The following is a 22,670-nucleotide window of genomic DNA, read 5'->3' as shown; positions in this document are numbered from 1 at the left end:
TTCGCACCGACATCCGTCGGTGCATCCTCGGGGCTGTTCCTCCGCTTCGCTCCGGGCCCCTGCGGGCGCGCGGTCGCGCTTGCCGTTCGCTGGTCGCGAACGGCAAGCGCGTTACCATAGCGGCTCGCACTGGTCCCGAGCCGCAGGCGAGGCAAGGGCGACCGCCCGCCCGCAGTGGAATCGAAGCGACAGCTGAGATGGCTGAAAGCCACCCGACCTTCAGGTCGCATGAGCGAGGATAGCCTAAGGCCGCGGACGCGGCCGCCGGCGCTTGAGGCGAACCAAACGAGCACTCTAGACAAAAACCTCATCCCGTCCCATCTGAACCCTATGCAGAGCCAGAATCCCCTGATCGCCGATTTCGTCAAACTCGCCAATTCGGCAGCCGGTACGCTGGCCGGCATGGGGCGCGAGGCCCGCGACGCCGCGCGCGAACGGGCCAAGGAAAGCTTCGGCGGGATGGACTTCGTCACCCGCGAGGAATTCGACGCGGTGAAGACCATGGCCAGCAAGGCGCGCACCGAGGCGGAAGACCTCAAGGCCCGCGTCGCAGCGCTGGAAGCCAAGATCAAGTGACCGTCGCCCCTGCGCAGGCAGGGGCCCAACTGACGTCGCAGTCCGCGATAGAACGCTCCATAAGTCGACTTCGCCGTCTTCGCAGGATCGATGCGAGCGGCTAAGGCCGCCCCATGCAGCTTTCCGCTCCCGCCATCCTGCTTGCCGCGCGTGCGCATGGCGAGACCGCGGTCATTGCGCGGATGCTGACCGAGCAGCATGGCATGGTCGCCGCTTATGTCGCAGGCGGGCGCGGGCGGCAGCTGCGGCCGGTGGTGATCCCCGGCAATATCGTCCAGGCGGAAATCCGCGCGAAGTCGGATAGCCAGCTGCCCTTCGCCCGGCTCGAACTGGTCGCCAGCCGCGGGCCGTGGCTGGGCGAGCCGCTGGCGGCTTCGGCGATCAACTGGGTCACCGCGCTCACTGCGAGCGCGCTGCCCGAGCGCAATCCCTATCCCACGCTCCATTCCGCGCTCGGCGGCTTGCTCGATGCGATCTGTTCTGCCGACAGCGCACGGCAGTGGGTCGAGGCGCTGGCGGTCTATGAAGCGCTGCTGCTGCGCGAGCTGGGCTATGGCGGCCAGCGGCCCGCGATGGCCGGCCTCGGGCAGGCCTTGGAAATTCTCGACCGGCAGGAGCCGCTGATCGCGCGCTATTTGCTCGCCGACACCCGCGCCGACGTGATGGGCGCGCGAACGCTGCTGCGCCAGCGACTGGAACGGATGGTTTAGCCGCGTTCAAGAATGGTTCGTCGCCCCGGCCCATGCAGGGGCCTAGACACTGTCCGTTGAGCGCCCCGAGGGGCAGAAAGGCTCCTGCGCAGGAGCGACGAGGCTGGAGAAACACGCTTGAAAATCGCAATTTTCGCCGGCGACGGCATCGGGCCCGAAGTGATCGCACAGGCGCGCCGCGTGCTGGAAGCGCTGTCGTTGCCCGGATTGACGCTGTTCGAAGGCGATGTCGGCGCCGCCGCCTATCGCCGCCACGGCCATCCGCTGCCACCCGAAACGCTGGAAATGGCGCGCGCGGCCGATGCGGTGCTGTTCGGCGCGGTGGGCGATTTTTCCTGCGACGACCTGCCGCGCGAACTGCGCCCCGAGCAGGCGATTCTCGGTCTGCGCAGCGAGCTTGGCCTGTTCGCCAACCTGCGGCCAGCGGCCGGCTTCCCGGGGCTCGAACACCTTTCCTCGCTCAAGCCCGAAGTCGCGCGCAGCATCGACCTGCTGGTGGTGCGCGAACTCAATGGCGATGTCTATTTCGGCGACAAGGGCGAACGCGGCAGCGATGGCGGGCGCGAGGGCTGGGACGCGATGTCCTACAACGAGGCCGAGGTTCGCCGTATCGCGCACGCCGGCTTCCGCGCCGCGATGGGGCGCGGCAAGAAACTGACCAGCGTCGACAAGGCCAACGTCCTCGAAACCAGCCGCATCTGGCGCGAAACCGTGATCGAAGTCGCGCAGGAATATCCCGAGGTCGAACTTGACCACATGTATGTCGACAATGCCGCGATGCAGCTGGTCAAGTCGCCGGGCCAGTTCGACACGATCGTCACCGGCAATCTGTTCGGCGATATCCTGTCCGACCAGGCCAGCGCCTGCGTCGGCTCGATCGGCCTGCTCGCCAGCGCGTCGCTGGGCGAACGGCAGACCGACTACGGCACCTTCGGCCTGTACGAGCCGATCCACGGCAGCGCGCCCGACATTGCCGGGCAAGGCGAGGCCAATCCGGTCGCGGCCGTGCTCAGCCTCGCCATGCTGCTGCGTCACTCGTTGGGGCGCGAGGAGGACGCCGTCCGGATCGAGCGCGCCGTGGAGGCGATCCTTGCCGATGGCGTGCTGGGTGGTGACCTCGGCGGAAGCGCTTCGACGCAGGAAGTCGGCGATGCGATTGTTAGGAAGATTGTAACCATATCTTGAGGATTGCCGGATAACCGGGTCATGCAATGGACATGACACCGCAGATGCAGCCCGATCCGGCTACCTCCACCGCTGCCAGCGCTCGCCCACTGGAGCTGGCGATCATCCTGCCCACGCTCAACGAGCGCGACAATCTCGCCCCGCTGGTCGAGCGGATCGAAGGCGCGCTGGGCGCATCGGGCTGGGAAGTGCTGGTGGTCGACGACAATTCCGCCGACGGTACTAGCGACGAAGCGCGGCGTCTGTCGCTCTCGGATCCGCGCGTGCGGGTACTGCAGCGCATCGGCCGGCGCGGCTTGTCGAGCGCGGCGATCGAGGGCTTCTGCGCCACTGCGGCGCCCTATGTCGCGGTGATGGATGCCGACCACCAGCACGATCCCAAGCTGCTGGTCGACATGCTTGGCGCGGTGAAAGCGGGGGACGCCGATGTCGCGGTCGCCAGCCGCTTCGCCGAAGGTGCTAGCATGGAGGAATGGGGCCGCCCCGACCGCGAGAAGCTTTCCAGCGTCGCCAACATGCTGGCGCGCAAGCTCACCGGGGTCGAACTCAGCGACCCGATGAGCGGCTTCTTCCTGCTGCCCAGCGCGACTGCACGGCGGCTGGTGCCCAGCCTTTCCGGCATCGGCTTCAAGATCCTGCTCGACCTGCTCGCCACTTCCGAAACACCGCTCAAGGTGAAGGATTTCCCGATGAATTTCTCCGCCCGCCGCTCCGGCGAAAGCAAGCTCGACCGCGCGATCGCGCTCGATTTCCTCGCCGGGCTGTACGACAAGAGCTTCGGTCGGATCATCCCGACGCGCTTCGCGCTGTTCGGCACGGTCGGGGTCATCGGCATCGGCGTGCACATGGCGATCCTCTATGCCTTCATGCTGGTGGCAGGGACCAATTTCGGCTGGAGCCAGGCGGTCGCGACTTTCGGGGCGATGACCTTCAACTTCTGGCTCAACAATTTCCTCACCTATCGCGACCGCCGGCTGAAAGAGGCGGACCGCCTGTTCTGGGGCTGGCTCAGCTTCATCGCCGCATGTTCGATCGGCGCCTTCGCCAATGTCGCGGTGGCCACCACGCTCAACGACCGCGGCTTGCACGAAGTCCTCGCCGCGCTGGTCGGCATCGGCATCGGCTCGGTATGGAACTACGCGCTGTCGAGCCGCTTCGTGTGGGGGCGGTATTAGGTTTCGGGCGTGCGGTCAGGGCATCCGTCCTGACCTTGCGGCGGCACCAGCCCACGCCTGAGTTTTTGTTGTGTGCGCCTTCGACATCCGTCGAAGGCTTGCGGCACCAGCCCACTCCCCCACCCGGCCACCCAGTCAGTATGATCCCGTGGGTGGCCGGGTGGGGGAGTGGGCCGGTGCAGCCGAAAGGGAAGCGCGGATGCGCTTCACGCACCCCACCAAAACCCTATCTCCAGCTTTCCATCCAGGTCCACACGGCGAAGCTGTCGGGGCCGGCGAGCGGCGCGGCGCTGATGATCGGGTAGAACCACGCGAACACCAGCACGCTGCCGATCACCGGCGCGAGCGCGCTCTTGCGCCAGCCGCCCTGCCACAGCGCATCGCACACCAGTGCCAGCGCGGCGAGCAGCGCCATGCTCGGCAATGCGTAATGGTAGTAGAACTGCACCGGCTTGGTTGCGACCACCCAGAAACCCAGGCTCGCCGCATAGAGCAGCGCCGTGCCCAGCGCCGCCCAGTGCCGGCGCATCACCCCGTGCCAGGCGCACCACGCCAGCGCGGGCAGGCCGAGCAGCATGGTCAGCGGATTGCCGATCAGCATGATCCCGCGCTGAATCCCCGCGACCGGTTCGTAGAGATACCAGATCGACCGCGCATTGAGCACCCATTGCTCCCACGTCGACTGGTAGGGATGGGGCTTCAGCACCTGTTCCTGCTGCGACAGCATGAACTGGTGGTGGAACACCAGCCCCTCGGTGATCGGGTGCAGGCGGAAGAAGAAGGCCGGCAGGTAGGTCGCGGCATAGACCGCCAGCGGCACCGCGCCGAGCCACAGCGCGGCCTCGAGCAGCGTGGTCCCGGGGACGGGCGCGCCGCGGCGGCTGAGCAGTAGCCGGCGGCGACCCGCCAGCGTGCGCGCGACGAGGAAGGTCAGCCCCGGGAGCATGGCGACAACCAGCGCGTTCCATTTCGCGCCCATCGCCAGCCCCAGCGCGATCCCGGTCAGAGCCAGCCGCCAGCGGCCCTGTTCGGGCTGGCGGATCGCGGCGGCGAACTGCGATGCGGCCAGCGCGAGGAAGGCGAGGTAGACGATGTCGAGCATGGCGATGCGCGCATGCACGAACAGGTGGAAACCGGTCGCCAGCAGCACGCCGTAGGCAAGCGTGGCGAAACGGCTGGCGCTGGCGAACCACAGCGCCCGCATCGCGCCGAACAGCGCCAGCGTACCCAGCAGCGTGGGCAGCAACCGCCAGCCGACCGGATTGTCGCCGAACAGCGCAATCCCCAGCGCGATCAGCTGCTTGCCCAGCAGGGGGTGTTCGCGATTGGTGAATTCGCCCAGCACCAGCAGCTCGCGCGCGGCGGGCAGGTAGTGGACCTCGTCGAAATAGGGGTGCGGCACCGCGGTCAGATACGGCAGGCAGGCCAGCCAGAAGGCGAGCGCCAGCGCGGCGCACCAGCGAAGCGGATCCTGGACCTGTTCGGGCGCGCGGCTCATCGCGAACCGGCTTAGGTAAGCCGCGCACCCGCATCAAGGCGGATCAGCCGGTTGTGCGCCGTTCCAGCCAGAACAACCGGGCGACCATGGCGAGCAGCCCGATGCTGGCAGTCGCCGCGACGAACAACAGCCACAGCGGCACCGCCATCCCCTGCGCACGGGCGCGCGGAACGACGAAAAAGCACGCGATACCCAGCGCGAACAGCAGGTCCCACCACACCTGGATGCCCCACAGGTTCGAAGTGTGGTTAACCCACACCGGCATCACGCCGTCGCGGGCGATCGTCACGGCGGTAAAGAACCCGAAGCCCGCCGCAAGCAATGCGGCGAGGAGCGGATTGCCCGTCTCGGCACGAGCGGTCAGGATATGGGCGAGGGCGGCCAGCACTCCCACCAGCCCGGCAAGGAAGAGGATTACGTAGGGTGTCACGGTAGTCGGCTCCCGAATCGGATGTAGCGAGTGCTACACTTGTAGCCCCTTGTAGCGACTGCTACAAGATGCGCATGTCACCCGCCCGCATGTCCCGCGAAACGCTGCTGCCATTGCTGGCGGCGCATGTGATGGCGCACGGGCTCGCCGATGCCTCGCTGCGTCCGCTTGCCAGGGCGGCAGGGACCAGCGACCGCATGCTGATCTACCATTTCGGGAATAAGGACGCGCTGGTCGCAGCGCTGCTCGATTACCTTGTCGCCCGGTTCGCCGACGCGCTTGATTCCGCTTTCCCGCAAGCGCGCAGTGCCTCGCGCCGCGCCTGTGCGGAAACGGTCTATGCGGTTACGGGGCAGCCCGCATTCGCACCCTTCCTGCGGGTATGGTGGGACATCGTCGCGGGCTGCTCGGCCGGGAATGCCGCCTATCTCGCGGCGGCCGGCGGGATGATGGAGGTCCTGCTCGAATGGGTGGTCGATCACCTGCCGGCGAGCGATCCCGATCCGGCTGCGGGCGCCCGTGCGGTGCTGACCGCGATCGAGGGTGCCCAGGCGCTGCGCGCGGTGGGGCGCGGCGACATTGCCGAAGCGGGGCTTGCAGCCTTGGAAGGGCGACCCGCTTGATGCGCGCCGCGCGCGTGCTATCGCGCCTGCCATGAAGAACACCACCGGCACCGACCGTTCGATCACCTCCCGCTGGCGGCCCGCGACGCAGGCGGTGCGCGGGGGCACCTGGCGCAGCGAGCAGGGCGAGACCAGCGAAGCGCTGTTTCTCACCTCGGGCTACAGCTACGACAATGCGCAGACCGTCGCCGATCGCTTCGCGGGCGATGATGCGGGCATGACCTATTCGCGCCTGCAGAACCCCACCGTCGCCATGCTTGAGGAGCGCATCGCGCTGATGGAAGGCGCCGAGGCATGCCGCGCGCAGGCCAGCGGGATGGCGGCGATGACCACCGCGCTGCTGTGCCAGCTTTCGGCGGGCGACCACGTGGTCGGCGCGCGCGCGGCCTTCGGTTCGTGCCGCTGGCTGCTCGATCACCTGCTGCCGCGCTTCGGGATCGAGACCACCGTGGTCGACAGCGCCGATAACGATGCGTGGGAAGCCGCGATCCGGCCCAACACCAAGGTGTTCTTTTTCGAAACCCCCGCCAACCCCACGCTCGACGTGGTCGATCTGGCGCATGTCTGCGCCGTCGCCAGGGCGCATGGCATCACCACCGTGGTCGACAACGCCTTCGCCACCAGCGCGCTGCAGCGCCCGATGGATTACGGCGCCGACGTGGTCGCCTATTCGGCGACCAAGCTGATGGACGGGCAGGGCCGCGTGCTCGCGGGCGCGGTGTGCGGATCGCAGCAATGGATCGACGAGGTGCTGCTGCCCTTCCAGCGCAACACCGGCCCCAATATCTCGCCGTTCAACGCCTGGGTGGTGCTCAAGGGGCTCGAAACACTCGACCTGCGCGCCCGCCGCCAGAGCGCGAATGCGGTCGAACTGGGCACCTTCATCGAACCGCGGCTGCCGCGCATCCTGCACCCCGGGCTGGCCAGCCACCCGCGGCACGATCTGGCAATGGAACAGATGGTCGCCACCGGCCCGATCTTCGCGCTCGACGTGGGCGACCGGGCGACCGCGTTCAAGCTGCTCGATGCGCTCCAGCTGGTCGATATCTCGAACAATATCGGCGATTCGCGCAGCCTGATGTGCCATCCCGCCAGCACTACGCATGCGGGCATGACGCAGGAGGCGCGCGACGCGATGGGCGTGACCGAAGGCCTACTGCGGATCAACGTGGGGCTCGAGGACGTCGAGGACGTAAAGGAAGACCTCGACCGAGCGCTTACCGCCGCGGGGCTCTAACCCGCCGCCGCGTTCAGCCGCGCCACGCGTTGCGCGTCGCCACCCGCTCCAGTTCCTCGCCCAGCGCGTGCGCGGTGGTGAGCGCATCGGTGCAGCGCGCATCGTCGGTCAGCGCGCCATGCACGTCGAGCCCGCCGCCGCCGATCAGCGCCATCAGCAGCCCTTCGTCGCGCGTCATCCCCGCCGCGCAGCACGGCGCGAGCAGGATCTTGCGCCGCGAGGTGCGCGCCAGGTCGACGACCAGCGCGCGCGTCAGCACCAGCAGCCGCCGGAACTCCGCGCCGCTGGCATCGAGCGCGAGCATGGTCGCCCGCGCATCGTGCAGCCCGTGACCGGCGATCCGGCGGACGAGGACAAGTCCCAGCGTCTGGTGCCGCCGCGCGGGGAGCGGAAGGTCGAGTGTGGTCGAATCGTGCGAATGGGCCATGCAATCTCCTTTGCCGGCCGCCATCCTATGCTATTGCAAATCACTCGCAAGTATTATCTGCGGGTCTTCCACCGCCCGATCTCCCCCGCGGCACGCCCTATCGCCCGCCATAGGGTTCGCAGGCGACCCCGTCATTGTCGCGGTCGAGTGCGGGGCGATAGCCCGGCTGTCCGCGCAGGATCGGCGCGGCGCGTGCGGCGCGGGCCGCATCGCAATTGGCGAAATAGACGCCCCCGCGCAGCTGCGCAGTGGGGGCTTGCGGGCTGGATCGGCGGTTGCGGTGACAGTGATAGCCGCCGCTCTGCCGGTTGTTGTGGCATCCCTCGGCGTTCAGTCCGCCCGGGTGCGCCTGTGCGGGCGGTGACGGCAGGGCCAGCAGTGCACAGGGCAGCAGCAGGGAAAGATGTTTCATCCTCGCCTCCCTAGCACGCAGGCGTTATCGCAGTGAAAAGGGGAGGAACACGATGACTGCAACCGTCGAATTCATTTTCGATATCGCCGCGCCCAATGGCTATCTCGCCTGGTATCCGCTCAAGGACATCGCCGCGCGCACCGGGGCGCGGCTGGAGGTCACGCCGGTGTTCCTCGGCGGGATGCACAAGCTGACCGGCAATGCCCCGCCGATGATCCGCGATGCCGGGGTCAAGGGGAAGGTCGCTTATGCGGCGCTCGAGTTCCAGCGCTTCGTCGACCGTCACGGCATGCACCGGTTCAGGATGCACCCGGCATTGCCGTTCAATTCGATCCTGCTCCAGCGCGTGCTGGCGGCGGCGGCTGACGAAGCGCAGCGGCAGGCGCTCGTCGAAGCGCTGCTGCCGGCAGTGTGGGAACGCAACATCGATTGCAGCGATGCCGACGCGGTGGGTGCGGAATTGACGCAGGCGGGTTTCGACGCACCGGCGCTGCTGGCCGCGGCGCAGGACCCGGCGGTGAAGGCGCGGCTGGCCCAAAACACCGAACGCGCGGTCGAGCGCGGCGCCTTCGGCATCCCGACCTTTTTCGTCGATGGCGAGATGTGGTTCGGCAAGGAACGCCTGGGCCAGCTCGAGGATTTCCTCGGCGGCGGACAGCCTTAACCGAGCAATACCGCAATGATCAGCAAGGGCAGCGCCAGCGCCATACCCGATAGCAGATCGCCGCCTTCGTCGCGCACAAGACGCCTCAGCAATGCATAAAACATATTCCGACTCCCCCCGGTTGTCGGACCAACCAATCGGCCGTGCGACCCGAATGGCTCCGGCAATAATCAGGTGCGACCCTGCCATCCGTAATGCACCCGAGGGCTTGGGAATATCTCTACGATCCCGGTAAACCGATGTTAACTTGCCGCATTGCGGAGGAAAATTTTGCCCGTTTCCTTGCGCCACACGGTTGGCGCGCTAGATTGGGGGGGTGATCAAGGAGCTCTTCCAGCATGCCGCCATGACCGACGGGATTACCGTCCGGGTCGCGGTGAACTTCCTGCCCGAACAATCGCAGCCCGACGCGGGCAAGTGGTTCTGGGTCTATCACATCCGCATCGAAAACGGCTCGCACGAACAGGTCCAGCTGATGACGCGCCACTGGCGCATCACCGATGGGGCTGGGCTGGTCAGCCATGTCGATGGCGAAGGCGTGGTCGGCGAACAGCCGGTGCTGAAGCCCGGGCAGAGCCACGATTACGTTTCGGGCTGTCCGCTCGACACGCCGCATGGCTCGATGGAAGGGTTCTACACCTTCAAGGCCGAAGATGGCTCGCCGCGCGAAGTGCGCATTCCCTTCTTCCCGCTCGCCGCGCCCGCCACGGCAAACTAGGCCGCGCGGCCGCAGGCACGCAAGCGGCGCGGGCTGGCTAGCGCGCCAGGCCCGCCTCGGCATCGACGGGGCCCGATACCGGGCGATCGAGCACGGCTTTCGCCTCGGCTTCCAGCCGGGGCGTCAATTTGGCGGTACGCGGTTCCAGCGGCGTGCCGTCCCCGCGTTCGCCATTGGCCTCGATATCCGCCAGCAGCAGTTTCATTTCGGCGATTTCCCTTACCTGTGCCTCGATGATGGCATCGGCCAGTTCGCGCACGCGCGGATCGCTGATCGCGGCGCGCTCGCTGGTGAGGATCGCGATCGAATGGTGCGGGATCATGGCCTTCATCCACAACTCGTCCTCGACCGTGTGCTGGCTGCGCACGAGGAACAGGAACAGCGCGAACCCAACGCAGGCCAGGGCCGTCACGGCGATCTTGGTGGCGAGGCTGCGGTACATGCCCCACATGAAGCCGAGCATGATCACGATCATGGCCATGCCCATCATCAGCGCCATCCACATGCGCGTCTGGCTGAAGAAGGCGTGGTCAAGCTCCCACAGCGCCGAATATTTCAGCACGAACATGGTCACGATGGAGGTCGCGATCATGGCGAAGAAGGTCGGCCACATGCCGTGGCCGGAACTGCGCTGTTCGTCGGTCATCGATTCTCCCCTTGTGGGGTAAGCCAACGGGCGGGCGCCGCGCGTTGTTCCGGACCGCGCGGGGTTACTCTTCTTCTTCCTCTTCCTCGCCGCCGAACTTGAAGCTGCCGACCTTGACCTTCGGTTTAAGGGCGAGCCAGTCGGCCAGCGCCTCGAACTCGCGCATGGCGGGATAGGTGGCCAGCGCCGCGCGGCTTTCGTCGAGCCGCAGTACGAGGCTCTTCTTCTTGCGCCTCAGCGCGCTGGTGGTGAGCGACATGCGGCTGCCGCCGCCCAGCCGCCGGGCGAGGCGGTAGCCCAGGCCCCAGGTGATGCCTTCGCGCAGGTCGTCGTCACTTGCCAGTTCGCTCAGCTTCTCGGGCACGTCGGTGCGGCCCATGCTGCCGAACAATGCGGCGCAAATCATCGCACGGCCGCGCGCGTCGAGGTCGATCCAGCGCTTGCCCAGCGGCCATTCGATCGCATGGCTGACGCGCAGGTTGGGTTCGACCCGCTGCAACGCGCCCGACAGCTGCGCGGCGGCCAGCCGCAGCCGCTCGTTGACGCTGCCATCGCCATCGGTGAGGCTGACCGTCCAGGCAGACAACAGCGTCGCATCGGTGATCGAGGCGTCGCGCGGCGAGGCATAGGCGGTAACCCCCGCGAGCAGCGGGTCGGCCTTCATCTGCGCCGGTTCGAGCCGCGCGTAGAGCAGCCCCTCGCGCAGGCCCCAGGACGAGAATATCAGCTCCTCGGGACCGATCGTGTCGAGCAGCGGGCGCAGCAGCGCGGCGGCGTCGGGCAGGTAATGCGCGCGCATCGCGCTGATGCCCGAGATTTCCATCAGCTGCTCGGGGTCGGCGGCGACCAGCTCCTGCGCCAGCCGGTGCGCGTCCTCGGGGGCGAGGGAAAAGCCGTGCGGGTCGGTCAGCGGATAGTCGAAATAGCGCATCGCATAGGCCGCCAGCGCGCGCCATGTGCCGCCGATCATGTACATCGGCCCGGGGTGCGCCGCGGCCCAGCCGGCCGAGCCGAGCTGCTTGCGCACCGCCTGTTCGAACGCTTCGGACCCGCGCGCGCGCAGGGCCGGCAGGCGCAGCGTGCCGAGCTGCAGGCTGGCGGCCTCGTGGCAGCTGTTGTCCGCCACCGAGACCAGTTCGAGGCTGCCCCCGCCGAGGTCGGCAACCACGCCGCGCGCGCCCGGGAACGCGCCGAGCGCGCCCATCGCCGAGGCGGTGGCTTCCTCCTCGCCCGAGAGCAGGCGCGGCTCCAGGCCGAGCGCGGCCACCCTGGCCAGGAATTCGCTGCCATTGGTCGCGTCGCGCGCGGCGGCGGTGGCGACGGTCTGGACGTCCTCCACCCCCAGATCATGCAGGATCAGCGCATAGCGCGCCAGCGCGGCCAGCGCTTCCTCGGCGGCTTCCTCGGGGATCGCGCCGCTATCCGCCAGATCGCGGCCGAGCCGGGCGGAGACCTTCTCGTTCCACACCACTTCAGGCGCGCGCGCAGTGCCTTCGTAGATCACCATGCGCACGGTGTTGGAACCGATGTCGATGACCGCGCGCGGCGGCTGGATCAGGCGGCGCTGCCACTTGGCCGAACGCGACTTGTTCATTCGCTCGCTCCTCCCAGCGTGAGGCGCGGGACCTCGTGCTCGGCCAGCGCCGCACCGCGGCCCGACAGCGAGGGATTGGCCATGAAATACTGGTGGCAGTTGAACCCGCCGTCGCCTTGCCGCAGCCGGTGGTACTGGCCATCGGGTTCGAGCTGCCAGCTCTGTTCGGTATCGAGGATATTGGCGAGCATGACCTGTCCCAGCACCTGATCGTGCACTGTCTTGTTGGTGATCGGCACCATCACCTCGACCCGCCGCAGCAGGTTGCGGCTCATGGCGTCGGCGCTGGTCAGATAGACCTTCGCCTGCCGGCTCGGCAGCGCCTTGCCATTGGCAAAGGCCCAGACGCGCGAATGTTCGAGAAAGCGCCCGATGATCGACTTGACGCGGATGTTCTCCGACACGCCCGGCAGGCCCGCGCGCAGGCTGCAGATGCCGCGCACCATCATGTGGATCTCGACCCCCGCCTGGCTGGCTTCGTAGAGCTTGTCGATCATCGGCCGGTAGGTGATCGAATTGAGCTTCGCCCAGATCCCCGCCGGCTTGCCCGCGCGCGCATTGGCGATCTCGGCGTCGATCAGGCTGAACAACCGCGCCTGCAGGTCGATCGGCGACAGCGACAGCTTTTCCAGATCGTCGGGCTCGATATAGCCGGTGATGAAATTGAACACCTTGGCCGCATCGCGCCCCAGCGCCGGATCGGCGGTGAAGAAGCTGAGGTCGGTGTAGATCTTGGCGTTGATCGGGTGGTAATTGCCCGTCCCGAAATGGCAGTAGGTGCGATAGCCGTCCTCTTCGCGGCGCACCACCAGGCTGACCTTGGCGTGCGTCTTCCATTCGGTGAAGCCGTAGATCACCTGCACGCCGACGCGTTCGAGCTCGCTGGCCCACTGGATGTTGCGTTCCTCGTCGAAACGCGCCTTCAGTTCGACCACCGCGGTCACTGCCTTGCCGTTCTGCGCCGCCTCGATCAGCGCCGCGATCACCGGCGACTGGTCGCCCGCACGGTACAGCGTCTGCTTGATCGACATCACCGCCGGGTCGCGCGCGGCCTGCCGCAGGAAGTCGACCACCACGTCGAAACTCTCGAACGGGTGGTGGATCACGAGGTCCTTCTCGCGAATGGCGGAAAAACAGTTGCCGTCATGTTCGAGGATCCGCTCGGGATAGCGCGGGCTGAAGGGTTCGAATTTCAGATCGGGCCGCGGCTCGTTGCAGATCGTGGCGAGATCGGCGAGGCCGAGCATCCCGCCCGACTTGACGATCATGTTCTCTTGCACCTCGAGCTCTTCGCGCAGCATCGTCTCGGCGATGTCGTCGCATTCGTCGTCGAGTTCGAGCAGCACGGTACGGCCGCGCCGGCGCCGCTGGATCGCCGTGCGGAAGTAGCGCACGAGGTCCTCGGCTTCCTCCTCGACCTCGATATCGCTGTCGCGCAGCACGCGGAACACCCCGTCGCCGAGCACCTTGAAGCCGGGGAACAGCTGGTCGGCAAAGCGCGTCACCAGCTGTTCGATCGCGACATAGATCGCCTTTTCCCCCGGCACGCGGACGAAGCGCGGTGCACCGCTGGGGATCAGCACCATCTCGATCAGGTCGGCCTGGCGCTTGCCGCGCTTGAGCCGGAAGATCACGCCGATCCCCTTGTTGGCGACGAAGGGGAAGGGGTGGCTGGGGTCGATCGCCTGCGGGGTGATCAGCGGCAGGATGTCGCTTTCGAAATATTCGGCCAGCCAGTCCTGCTGTTCGGCGGCCAGCGCGCTGGCCGGGGCCAGCACGATGCCTTCTTCGGCCAGCAGCCCGCTCAGCCGGTCGAGGCTGTCCTGCTGGCGGTCTTCCAGCCGCAGCAGCTCGTCGCGGATCGCGGCCAACTGCTGGCGCGGGCTGGCCCCGTCGATCGCCTGCGTTTCGATCCCGCGGTTCACCTGGCCTTCCAGCCCGGCGATGCGGACCATGGTGAACTCGTCGAGATTGCTCGCCGAAATCGACAGGAAGCGCAGCCGTTCGAGCAGCGGGTAGCGTTCGTTCTCGCTTTCGGCGAGCACGCGGCGGTTGAACGACAGCCAGCTCAGCTCGCGGTTGGTGTAAAGGTCCTGCGCGGCGGCCGGGACGTCTTGCGATCCGGCATCATTGGCCGGCGCCTGGGGGGAGGTTTCTGCAGTCATGGTGGTGCGGTGTGGAACATGGTCCTCGCATATGACGGTTGCGCGACAGTGTGACCGACCGGCGCGCTAAAGGAAAGGGCGGGCGGTGGCATCTTGTTTCCTGCGGCTGCCGCATTTATGTCGCAACGCGCAATGAAGCGTACACACCTGCCTCTCAACGCCCTGCGCGTTTACGATGCCGCCGCGCGGCATCTCTCCTTCACCCGCGCCGCGGACGAGCTGGCAGTGACGCCCGCCGCCGTTGGCCAACAGATCCGCGCGCTCGAGGATCACCTCGGCACGGTGCTGTTCCGCCGCACCAGCAAGGGGCTGGAGCTGACGCAGGAAGGCGCCGCGGGCCTCGACGCGCTGCGCGAAGGGTTCCTCAAGTTCGAGGAAAGCGTCTCCGCCATGCAGGCGGGCCAGGCTTCCGACAGCTATACGATCGCCTGTCCGCGCGAATTCTACGCGCAATGGCTGGCTCCGCGGCTGGCAACCTTCGGCGAGGCGAATCCCGATATCCGCTTCACCTTCGTTGCCGACGAGAACGCCGATTTCACCGAGGCGAATCTCGATTGCGCGATCCGGCTCGTCGACGGGCCGGGCGACCTGCAGGGCATCGAACTCGACGAGGCGCGCCGCGTCACGGTGGCCCGGCCTGCGCAGCACGGCGGCGCCCCCGACCAGTGGATCGATTGGGGCCTGCCGCTGCAGGACGGGATTGCGGCGCATGTCAGCGTGTCCAACGCGGGCCAGGCGCTGTCCTCTGCGCTGGCCGGGCTGGGCAAGGCGATCCTGCCCGAACTGCTGGTCAAGGATGCGATCGATGCGGGCCGGCTCGAAGTACTCGACGGGCCGCACACCGGCACGCGCGCCTACTGGATGGTGGCACCGACGCCGCAATGGCGGACCAAGAAGGTCCGCACGCTGGTCGAATTCCTGTCCGCGGAACTGTAATCCGGCCGCGCGCGGCGCGCCCCGATCCGTCACCGCAGGCACCGCCGAAGACGGCGGGCCGTTAGCGTCCAACTTCCCCCGTTCCACCCGCCCCGCGGCAGGCGCGGGCGCATGCGCATGGTGAACCGATTTCAACCGGTTCTTAACCCGCGCAGGTAAGGTGATCTTAACGGTGGGGCGGTTAGTCCGGGGCCACAGGGGGCTGGCTTTGTGAACCGTATGCTGCAAAATCTTCGAACCGACACCAAGGGCAACGCGCTGGCGATCTTCGCCGCAGCCTTGGTGCCGCTTGTCCTTGTGGTCGGCAGCGGGCTCGACCTGAGCTTCGCCTACATGGCGAAAGCCAAGCTGCAAAACGCCTGTGACGCCGCGGCGCTCGCGGGTCGCCAGTCAATGGACGGCACCAGATGGACGAGCGCGAACGAAGCGGAAGCCGATAAGTTCTTCGACTTCAACTTCCCCGAAGGAACGCTGGGCGCGCGAGACCGGGTCTTCGATATCGGCAAGGATCCCCTCGACAACACGCAGCTCCTGGGCGAGGCAAGCGCCACGATCCCAACGATGCTGATGTATATTTTCGGCTATGACGCAATCCCGATCGAGGCCGAGTGCAACGCCAAGCGCGACCTGGGTCATAACGACGTGATGCTGGTGCTCGACACCACGGGGTCGATGGCCCAGCGTCCCTCGACCGGCGGGAGCAAGGACAAGATCGAATTGCTGCGCACGGGCACCGCGGGGCTGTTTCGCGCGCTGGACGATACCAGCAACGGCTCGATCACCCGCTTCGGCATCGTGTCCTATTCGCACACTGTGAACGTCGCGAGCAGCCTAGGGAATCACGATGTCCTCAAGGACCAGCTCTACGCAGGCGAACAATGGGAGCAGACCGTTTGCTACCAGTACTATTCCTACGGACGGTGGCGCACCGATTATTGCACGACGAACACCTACAACGACGAAGACGATGCCCCGAGCCGCGGCTACAGAAACCAGAGCAGTACGCGGCGCACCTATACTTACGATCCGCAGTACAAATATCCCGGCGACGTGACCGTCAAGATTGGGGACACCAAGTGGGATAATCGGCGCGGTTTCCGGGAAAGCACCGAAGGTTGCATCGAGGAACGCTCGAGTGTCGGTCAGCCGGGCAGCCCGGTAACCATCCTGCAGACGGTAAGCCAGGCTGACATCGACGAAACCGCTTCGAACAACGGCAACAGCGCCGCCTATCAATGGGGCCGCTACGATCCGGACAGTCAGAACGGCCAGTCGCAGAACGGGTGCCCGTCGCAATCGCAGAAACTGAAAACCTACGTGTCCGAAACCGCGTTCCAGAACGCCGTGAACGCCGCCACCGCCAACGTCACCGGCGGTACCTATCACGACATCGGCATGCTGTGGGGGGCCCGCTTCCTGTCGCCGACGGGCATGTTCGCCTCCGAAAACCCGACGCAGCACGGTATCGTGCCCGTCAACCGCCATATCGTCTTCATGACCGACGGGAAGCTCGATACCGGCGATACGCTGTATTCGGCCTTTGGCGTCGATCGCTATCACAACCGGATCCAGGGGTCGCAGTCGCAGACGACCAAGCACATCAACCGCTTCGATTCGATATGCGACCGCGTGAAGTCGACCGGCACGACCATCTGGGTGATTGCGCTCGACGTCACCGATACCGACGATATCGAAGACTGCGCAACGACCTCCGACCATTTCTATACTTCCGACGGATCGGATCTCGAGAGCATCTTCGAACGGATCGGTCGCGGGATCGGCAATCTGAGGCTGACGCGGTGAGGCAGGCGATGTCCAGGCTGCGCCGCATCCGCCGGGACGAAAGCGGCGCGACGATCGTCGAGTTCGCGATCATCCTCGTTCCGATGGTCATCCTGCTGATGGGCGGGATCGAACTGGGGTACAACAGCTACGTGCGCTCGGTCCTGCAGGGCTCGCTCAACGATGCGGCGCGCCGGGCCGCGGTCGAAGCGCCTGCGATCAACGCGTCGGGATCGACCGTGGAGGAAAAGGTCGAGAACCTTATCCGCGGCACGGTACGCAAGGTCTCGCCGAATGCGACGGTAAACGTCACCCAGCAAAGCTATTTCGATTTCTCGAACATCGGGAACCCGGAAAAGCTGATGACCGATCACAACGGCAACGGCCAGTTCGATGCCGCCGACGGTGATTGCTGGGAAGACGCGAACGGCAACGGCCAGTTCGATACCGATGCGGGCAAGACCGGGCAGGGCGGGGCCGAGGACGTCGTCCACTATGTCGCCGATGTCAGCGCGCCGCGGTTGTTTCCGCTCCACGCGTTCATTCCCACGATCAACCCGACCATCGAATTCGAACTGCAGGCTGCAGTGCGCAACCAGCCCTTCGGGCAGCAGGCCAATGCGGCGGTGATCTGTGCTTGAGATGCTGCGCTCCCTGCGCCGCGACAGCCGCGGCCTTGCCCTGACCGAGTTCGCCTTTGCGGCGCCGATCTTCCTCACACTGGTGCTGGCCGGTCTGGAGCTGACGAACCTCGCCCTGGCCCACCTGCGGGTCAGCCAGATGGCGATGACCGTGGCCGATAATGCGGGCCGCGTGACCTCGGGGATCGACGAAGCCAATATCTACGAAGTGTTCAGCGGGGCGGAAGCGAATTCCAGCGCGCTGGGGTTCAAGGAAAACGGCCGTATCGTGCTGTCCAGCCTCGAGCACAACGGGCGCTCGGGCAGCAGGGAAGGGCAGACCATCGTCTGGCAACGCTGCTGGGGCGACGATACGGCTGTCTCGTCGTCCTATGGCGTCGAAGGCGACGGCAAGAACAACGACGACCTCGAGTTCGGGATGGGCAATGGGAGCAACACGATCACTGCGCTCGAAGGCACCGCGGTGATGTTCGTCGAGGCGACCTACGACTATCAGCCGCTGGTCGACACCGGTTTCTTCGATCCGCCGACGATCCGCTACGAAAGCGCGTTCAACGTGCGCGGGCGCCAGAACAACGAGATCAGCAACACGCAGAACCTCGACGAGATGGACTGCTGAGCGCAGCCCGCGCGGTTCCCGCCGTTCCTAGCCTGCAGGGCCATCGAAATGCGCGAAGATGTCGCTCACCCCGGGCGGGTGGCGTTCCTCGCGCAGCCGGTCGAGCGCGGGGGCGACCTCGAGCCGGTATACGGCCTGCGGTCCGTCCTGCCCGACATGCACACCGCCGAGCCGCTTGATGAAGCTGCGCGCGGCGTCGTTTTCCGACAGTACATGCGCCCGCAGCGCTTCCATCCGGCCCGCCGCGGCGTCGATCAGCAGCGTCGCAGTGAGCAGCCGGCCCACGCCGAGCCCGTGATAGGCATCGACCACCCCGACCGAGAATTCCGCCACCGCATCGCCCGCATCGGGGCGCATCGCGTGGACCACGCCCATCGCCGGCTGCGCGGGATCGGTCAGGTCGAGCGCGCCCCAGGCGAGGTGCAGCACGCCATCGGCATCGAGCAATCGTTCGATCACCCAGTCGGGGGGCTCGCCCCGCCGGAGAAGAACCGCAAATAGCGCGAGCGCGGGCTCATCGCCGCGATGCCGGCGCGCAGGCGTCCCTCGTCGCCGGGGGTCACCGTGCGGATGCAGATCGCGCGCCCGTCTTCCAGCCGGGTGACGATCGAGGCCTCGCCGCAATCGTCCGGCGCGCGCAGTCCCGCAGGTATGTCGCCGCTGTCGGCCATCGATCCTCTCCACGCTGTGCGGCACTCGCCGCGCGCGGCCGAGCCTAAAGCCATTCGCCGCGCCGCGCCAGCACCTCCGTCGCCCACAGATCGCTCACCCGGTCGAGCCCCCGCGCAGCCACGCCAGCGCGCCCGCCGCCATGCCCTTGAACTTGGGCCAGCCGTCCGGATCGTCCGCCAGCGGCGCGCAGGCGAGCGCGGCATCGCCGGGCAATTGCCACTTGATCCGGTGATACAGCTTCGAGCGGCTCAGCGGCGAGCGGATCAGCCACAGCCCGTCGGCCAGCGGATGCCCGTCGCCATGCAGGTCGAGCGGCCCCGCGGGCGCGGCCTCGGGGTCGTGCCACACGAGGTACAGCGCCGCCGCGTCCCCGGCGGTATCGGTGGCTGCGGCGGGCGAATCGCTTGCGGTTGGCGGCATCGTCGATCTCCTTTGTAACTCAAAGGTAAAGGCCGCTTCGTGGTTCCACCTGCTTGACCAACTCGCGGTGCCATTTTACCCCGTAGGCATGACCTTGGCCTCTCCCTGTATCGGCGTTTGCCGCCTCGATCCGGCCCAGACCTATTGCACCGGCTGCGGCCGCAGCTGGGGCGAGATCGGCGAATGGACCGTGGCGAGCGAGGCGCGCCAGCGCGAGATCCTCGCCGCTGCCGAGGTGCGCGCCGCTGCCGCGCTGGCCGGCGATCCGCCCACGGGCGTGCTGCGGCTGGAACGCCGCGCGCCCGCGCACACCCCGCGCGACATCACGCATCTGGTCGATCCGATGACCGGCGGCCGCGCGCTGCAGCGCTGAACCGTTCCGCCATATCCCCGGCGCCTTGCGCATAGCGGTCAGAACGGCGGGTCCGCCTCCATCTCAGCCAGGATCGTCCGCGCGCGGCGCACTGCGGCATCGTCCCACGCGGGCAGCTGCGGCTTGCCCTCGGCGTCCTCGGCCTCCCACGCATCGGTGATGTCGCCCGCCCTGGCGCCCGCCGCCTGCCGCTGGCGCCACAGCCGCCGCCGGCGGAAGGTCTGCAGCGCGATCGCGCGCGCGGCGACCTCGTCCTGCATGGTCCGCTTGATCTCGGCCACTTCGGCGCGCGCCTGCGCGGCCAGTTCCTCCCACACCGGGTGGCCGGGGCCGATTGCGCGCGCCTGCGCGCCGTAGCGCGCGGGCAGGCGGTGCGCGAGGAGGAAGCGCAGCAGCGCATTGTCGGGCTTGTCCCAATGGCCGAGGATTTCGCCGCCCGAAACGATCGGCGTGCGCGTGCCCAGCATGGCGCGCTCCATCGCCATGTCCTCGAGCCGCGCCGCCCCGCGCTCGAGCGCCGCGTCCCAGGCCCCGGCAAACCCCTCCGCGCCGGGACGCGCGCGCAGCTTGTACAGCGCCTCGAGGCTCTTCCCGATCCGCTTGGCGGCCACCTTGACGATGCCGGTGGCGGCGAGCGTGGCGACGAAGCGGCGCTGGAGCTCGGGCGTGATCGAATTCCGGCGCGGGGCGGTGTGGAGGAAGGGTGCGAAGGCGAGGAGCGGATCGTCGTCCTCGGGCTCGGGCGCTATATGCGCGACGGCGGAGGTGGCTTGGCGCGCGATCTTGCGGGTGAGGGTGGGGCGGTCGGAGGGCATGACCGAGCGCAGAATGCATATTTTCGGCGAGTAGGAAAATGGTTTGTCTCAAACTGGGCCGATAGCGGTCCGTCTGCTTCAGGGTTCGCGGATGCGCTAAACGGTCTTTCCGCAGACGACCCGAAAGCCGACATTGTAGAGGATTGTCGGCGTGGATTGGAACCCGCAGCGTGGATACACGTCTTCGCTTCAGATGGATTTACGAAACCTACCCTCGTTGCCGCATTGGCTCATTCCATCATCAAAACTTCGTATTTGCCTAACGTATCTCTGGCGGCATGGACGATTGCCCAACCTTCGCAATCCGAAGAAATTTACCGAATTGGTGCAATGGCGGAAACTTGCAGATCGAAATCCGCAAATGGCTCCCCTTATCAGTAAGGTTACCGCGAAAACTTATGCGTCGCGTTTGCTGGGCGATGAGTGGATAATTCCGACAATATGGACTGGCAGTTCACTGCCTAGCGATCCTGATTGGGAGTTTCCTATCATCCTGAAAGCCAGTCACGGTTGCAACCAGAATATCGTTTGCCACAATAAGTCGGACTACCATCGGGCCCGAAAGCGAGCATGCACATGGACATCGAAAGCTTACGGGCTGTGGCTCGACGAGTGGGCATACCGGCAAATTCCTAGAGGATATCTCGTCGAACCTTATTTGGGCGACGAAACAACTCTGCCGGTTGACTACAAGATCTACGTATTTGCTGGCACGGCAACCTTTGTCCAAGTCCACATTGATCGAGGCCAAAGGCATCGCTGGATTCTTTATAACCGGCAATGGCAGCAGCTCTCACAGTTCGGCGAGATTGTAACGCCACCGCCGACGAACCTAGCGAGAATGCTTTCTGCTGCAGAACGAATGGCGAGCGCCTTTGATTTCGCTCGGGTGGATTTTTATGAGATCGATGGAACGCCTAAATTTGGTGAGGTAACCTTTTATCCGGGTTCGGGACTAGATCGCTTCGACCCTCCGGAACTCGATTTGAAAATTGGCGCGTTGTGGCTGAATGCGCGTGATAGCGAGTTCAGGAGCGACGAACAGAGTGTGGAAGCGGCCTGACCGCATTCCACCCCAAATCTCGCCGGTCACATTGCCGCCGGTCGACTTCTAGAACGGCCGGACAGCTTCGGCTTGGCCCTACCGAAACCCGCCTTTCTGCTGCCGACCCGATAGCGGACAGGGGCAACTCAGTCAGCGCAGTGCTGAAACCGCTTCATGGGCACAACCACCGTCCCGCCTCGGTCCATGCACTCGTCAACACTAAAAAGTTTCCATACCACGCCAACAATGATCAACGCCGCGAAGACGACGACGAGAAGTAAGGGGTGAACGCGCTTCATCTGCACAGACGTTTCTACAGCTGTGGGGGCATAGTCAAGGACCGCTAACCACCCAATTGCGGACGTCTGGCGTCGCAGCCGAGCTTCCAAAGAGCGGCCATCCGGAAGTGTTGATTGACCGCTCTCGCGTTAGATTTCTGTTCGCTCGGCCAGGAGCAAAGCGTCCTCAACGTCTACTCCGAGATAACGAACCGTGTTCTCGATCTTCGTATGGCCGAGGAGGATTTGGATCGCGCGAATGTTTCCGGTTGCCCGGTAAATCATCGCGGCCTTGGTCCGTCGTAGAGAATGCGTTCCATATTCGGCTTTGCGTAAGCCAATCGCTGTCACCCATTCATCAACGAGCCGAGCGTATTGCCGCGTGCTCATGTGGTGATTGCGGTCGATGCGGCTGGGAAACAGGAAGTCGGCATGGCTACCTCCTCGCCTCTCCAGCCAAGAAATTAGTGTTGCTCTTACATCGCTGGTAAGTTCGAATTGAACCGGCCGATTGGTCTTCTGCTGAACTACGGTGGCTCGGTTCCTGATGTCGGCACCTGCGACCACATCGCCGATCTTGATTTTGACCAGATCGCAGCCTCGCAGTTTGCTATCGATTGCCAAGTCAAACAGCGTTCGATCCCGCAACCGCCCCTCTCGATCCAAAAAGAACCGGATCGCCCAAATCTGCTTCTGGGTGAGCGGTCGCTTTGTCCCGACAGTCTTTCCAGCATTCCATGCTGCTCGTCCTAGTCCCGCGCTATCATAGTTAGAATATCCCATTGTCTTTCTCCTCGGCCGGAGTTGGCCGAGGTAGATAACGAATGGCTGCTTTTAGGATCGCGTAGCGACAGCCCGAATGACCGATATCGGGGCGCAAAGCTGATGTTCCGCCGGCAACTGAGCCTTGACCCCGCACCCCCGCCCCCCCCCTTGCAATCCACCGTGCTACCCCCATATAACACTTAGCTACCAGTCGTGATCGACGGTCCCGAGGGCCAGTTGCCTTCCCTTCTTTCCATTCCGCCT

General features: G+C 65.8%; 26 protein-coding genes. 14 read left to right on the top strand and 12 right to left on the bottom strand.

The annotated features are described in order from the left end of the window. The first annotated feature begins 330 nt into the window (after window positions 1-330). The 4 genes from SJY12_RS05015 to SJY12_RS05000 all read left to right on the top strand — a co-directional run bounded on the left by SJY12_RS05015 (window position 331) and on the right by SJY12_RS05000 (window position 3,646). Entirely contained in the window at window positions 331-576 is a 246-nt protein-coding gene (locus tag SJY12_RS05015; protein ID WP_050599249.1) for an accessory factor UbiK family protein, read from the top strand. A gap of 113 nt (window positions 577-689) precedes the next feature. Beyond that, on the top strand, window positions 690-1,286 hold the full coding sequence (locus SJY12_RS05010; RefSeq protein WP_397506240.1) for a DNA repair protein RecO: 597 nt from the start codon (window positions 690-692) through the stop codon (window positions 1,284-1,286). A 117-nt stretch (window positions 1,287-1,403) separates the two neighbouring features. Then, the gene (gene leuB, locus SJY12_RS05005) at window positions 1,404-2,471 is read left to right on the top strand and encodes a 3-isopropylmalate dehydrogenase (protein ID WP_397506238.1); all 1,068 of its coding nucleotides are present in this window, start codon (window positions 1,404-1,406) and stop codon (window positions 2,469-2,471) included. 32 nt (window positions 2,472-2,503) lie between these two features. Next, the gene (locus tag SJY12_RS05000; protein WP_397506237.1) at window positions 2,504-3,646 is read left to right on the top strand and encodes a glycosyltransferase; all 1,143 of its coding nucleotides are present in this window, start codon (window positions 2,504-2,506) and stop codon (window positions 3,644-3,646) included. A gap of 226 nt (window positions 3,647-3,872) precedes the next feature. Here the strand turns inward: SJY12_RS05000 and SJY12_RS04995 are convergent, their stop codons facing one another. Both SJY12_RS04995 and SJY12_RS04990 read right to left on the bottom strand, forming a co-directional pair. Beyond that, complete coding sequence (locus SJY12_RS04995) at window positions 3,873-5,144, bottom strand: phospholipid carrier-dependent glycosyltransferase (protein ID WP_397506235.1); 1,272 nt, start codon at window positions 5,142-5,144, stop codon at window positions 3,873-3,875. A 43-nt stretch (window positions 5,145-5,187) separates the two neighbouring features. Next, window positions 5,188-5,574: a hypothetical protein gene (locus SJY12_RS04990; protein ID WP_050599243.1), complete on the bottom strand. Its 387-nt coding sequence runs from the start codon at window positions 5,572-5,574 to the stop codon at window positions 5,188-5,190. A 74-nt stretch (window positions 5,575-5,648) separates the two neighbouring features. Here SJY12_RS04990 and SJY12_RS04985 point away from each other — a divergent pair, with 74 nt between their 5' ends. Then, window positions 5,649-6,197, top strand: a complete 549-nt coding sequence (locus SJY12_RS04985; RefSeq protein WP_341859883.1) for a TetR/AcrR family transcriptional regulator — start codon at window positions 5,649-5,651, stop codon at window positions 6,195-6,197. A 31-nt stretch (window positions 6,198-6,228) separates the two neighbouring features. Next, the gene (locus SJY12_RS04980) at window positions 6,229-7,434 is read left to right on the top strand and encodes a trans-sulfuration enzyme family protein (RefSeq protein ID WP_397506233.1); all 1,206 of its coding nucleotides are present in this window, start codon (window positions 6,229-6,231) and stop codon (window positions 7,432-7,434) included. 13 nt (window positions 7,435-7,447) lie between these two features. Here SJY12_RS04980 and SJY12_RS04975 read toward each other — a convergent pair whose 3' ends face one another. Continuing rightward, entirely contained in the window at window positions 7,448-7,861 is a 414-nt protein-coding gene (locus tag SJY12_RS04975) for a DUF6628 family protein (protein ID WP_063505516.1), read from the bottom strand. A 97-nt stretch (window positions 7,862-7,958) separates the two neighbouring features. Then, entirely contained in the window at window positions 7,959-8,273 is a 315-nt protein-coding gene (locus tag SJY12_RS04970; RefSeq protein ID WP_397506231.1) for an excalibur calcium-binding domain-containing protein, read from the bottom strand. A gap of 52 nt (window positions 8,274-8,325) precedes the next feature. Between SJY12_RS04970 and SJY12_RS04965 the strand changes: the two genes are divergently transcribed. Then, a complete protein-coding gene (locus tag SJY12_RS04965; protein WP_397506229.1) occupies window positions 8,326-8,937 on the top strand; it encodes a 2-hydroxychromene-2-carboxylate isomerase in 612 nt (203 codons plus the stop codon). Window positions 8,938-9,256: 319 nt separating this feature from the next. After that, a complete protein-coding gene (gene apaG / locus SJY12_RS04960; protein ID WP_050599272.1) occupies window positions 9,257-9,655 on the top strand; it encodes a Co2+/Mg2+ efflux protein ApaG in 399 nt (132 codons plus the stop codon). A 37-nt stretch (window positions 9,656-9,692) separates the two neighbouring features. Here apaG and SJY12_RS04955 read toward each other — a convergent pair whose 3' ends face one another. From SJY12_RS04955 to SJY12_RS04945, 3 genes are all read right to left on the bottom strand, one after another. Next, window positions 9,693-10,301 carry a DUF305 domain-containing protein gene (locus tag SJY12_RS04955; protein ID WP_397506227.1) on the bottom strand — a complete coding sequence of 203 codons (609 nt, stop codon included), beginning with the start codon at window positions 10,299-10,301 and terminating at the stop codon, window positions 9,693-9,695. 64 nt (window positions 10,302-10,365) lie between these two features. Next, on the bottom strand, window positions 10,366-11,895 hold the full coding sequence (locus SJY12_RS04950; RefSeq protein ID WP_397506225.1) for a Ppx/GppA family phosphatase: 1,530 nt from the start codon (window positions 11,893-11,895) through the stop codon (window positions 10,366-10,368). Next, the gene (locus SJY12_RS04945; protein WP_397506223.1) at window positions 11,892-14,060 is read right to left on the bottom strand and encodes an RNA degradosome polyphosphate kinase; all 2,169 of its coding nucleotides are present in this window, start codon (window positions 14,058-14,060) and stop codon (window positions 11,892-11,894) included. The genes SJY12_RS04950 and SJY12_RS04945 overlap by 4 nt, the downstream gene beginning before the upstream one ends. Before the next feature lie 132 nt (window positions 14,061-14,192). On the opposite strand from SJY12_RS04945, the gene SJY12_RS04940 reads away from it, so the two are divergent. The 4 genes from SJY12_RS04940 to SJY12_RS04925 all read left to right on the top strand — a co-directional run bounded on the left by SJY12_RS04940 (window position 14,193) and on the right by SJY12_RS04925 (window position 18,038). Beyond that, the gene (locus tag SJY12_RS04940; protein WP_063511389.1) at window positions 14,193-14,996 is read left to right on the top strand and encodes a LysR substrate-binding domain-containing protein; all 804 of its coding nucleotides are present in this window, start codon (window positions 14,193-14,195) and stop codon (window positions 14,994-14,996) included. 219 nt (window positions 14,997-15,215) lie between these two features. Then, a complete protein-coding gene (locus SJY12_RS04935) occupies window positions 15,216-16,799 on the top strand; it encodes a pilus assembly protein TadG-related protein (RefSeq protein WP_397506221.1) in 1,584 nt (527 codons plus the stop codon). Between the two features lie 8 nt (window positions 16,800-16,807). Beyond that, complete coding sequence (locus SJY12_RS04930) at window positions 16,808-17,419, top strand: TadE/TadG family type IV pilus assembly protein (RefSeq protein WP_397506219.1); 612 nt, start codon at window positions 16,808-16,810, stop codon at window positions 17,417-17,419. Window position 17,420: 1 nt separating this feature from the next. Further along, window positions 17,421-18,038, top strand: coding sequence for a TadE/TadG family type IV pilus assembly protein (locus SJY12_RS04925; RefSeq protein ID WP_050599232.1), 618 nt, complete (start codon window positions 17,421-17,423; stop codon window positions 18,036-18,038). Window positions 18,039-18,065: 27 nt separating this feature from the next. Here the strand turns inward: SJY12_RS04925 and SJY12_RS04920 are convergent, their stop codons facing one another. The 3 genes from SJY12_RS04920 to SJY12_RS04910 form a co-directional block, all read right to left on the bottom strand. Then, window positions 18,066-18,497, bottom strand: coding sequence for a GNAT family N-acetyltransferase (locus SJY12_RS04920; RefSeq protein WP_397506217.1), 432 nt, complete (start codon window positions 18,495-18,497; stop codon window positions 18,066-18,068). Beyond that, complete coding sequence (locus SJY12_RS04915) at window positions 18,494-18,709, bottom strand: hypothetical protein (protein WP_397506215.1); 216 nt, start codon at window positions 18,707-18,709, stop codon at window positions 18,494-18,496. Before SJY12_RS04915 ends, SJY12_RS04920 begins: the two co-directional genes overlap by 4 nt. 94 nt (window positions 18,710-18,803) lie before the next feature. After that, the gene (locus tag SJY12_RS04910; protein WP_397506213.1) at window positions 18,804-19,130 is read right to left on the bottom strand and encodes a hypothetical protein; all 327 of its coding nucleotides are present in this window, start codon (window positions 19,128-19,130) and stop codon (window positions 18,804-18,806) included. A gap of 88 nt (window positions 19,131-19,218) precedes the next feature. Here SJY12_RS04910 and SJY12_RS04905 point away from each other — a divergent pair, with 88 nt between their 5' ends. Continuing rightward, a complete protein-coding gene (locus tag SJY12_RS04905; protein ID WP_063505817.1) occupies window positions 19,219-19,503 on the top strand; it encodes a DUF1289 domain-containing protein in 285 nt (94 codons plus the stop codon). Window positions 19,504-19,541: 38 nt separating this feature from the next. Here SJY12_RS04905 and SJY12_RS04900 read toward each other — a convergent pair whose 3' ends face one another. Beyond that, entirely contained in the window at window positions 19,542-20,318 is a 777-nt protein-coding gene (locus tag SJY12_RS04900; RefSeq protein WP_397506211.1) for a hypothetical protein, read from the bottom strand. 193 nt (window positions 20,319-20,511) lie between these two features. On the opposite strand from SJY12_RS04900, the gene SJY12_RS04895 reads away from it, so the two are divergent. Beyond that, complete coding sequence (locus tag SJY12_RS04895) at window positions 20,512-21,381, top strand: ATP-grasp fold amidoligase family protein (protein ID WP_397506648.1); 870 nt, start codon at window positions 20,512-20,514, stop codon at window positions 21,379-21,381. Between the two features lie 410 nt (window positions 21,382-21,791). Here the strand turns inward: SJY12_RS04895 and SJY12_RS04890 are convergent, their stop codons facing one another. Next, window positions 21,792-22,424: a tyrosine-type recombinase/integrase gene (locus tag SJY12_RS04890; protein ID WP_269420783.1), complete on the bottom strand. Its 633-nt coding sequence runs from the start codon at window positions 22,422-22,424 to the stop codon at window positions 21,792-21,794. Window positions 22,425-22,670 lie beyond the last annotated feature (246 nt).

This window comes from Qipengyuania sp. R86523 (assembly GCF_044596365.1).
GTDB classification, from domain to species: Bacteria; Pseudomonadota; Alphaproteobacteria; order Sphingomonadales; family Sphingomonadaceae; genus Qipengyuania; species Qipengyuania citrea.
This window is presented reverse-complemented; position numbering and strand designations above follow the sequence as displayed.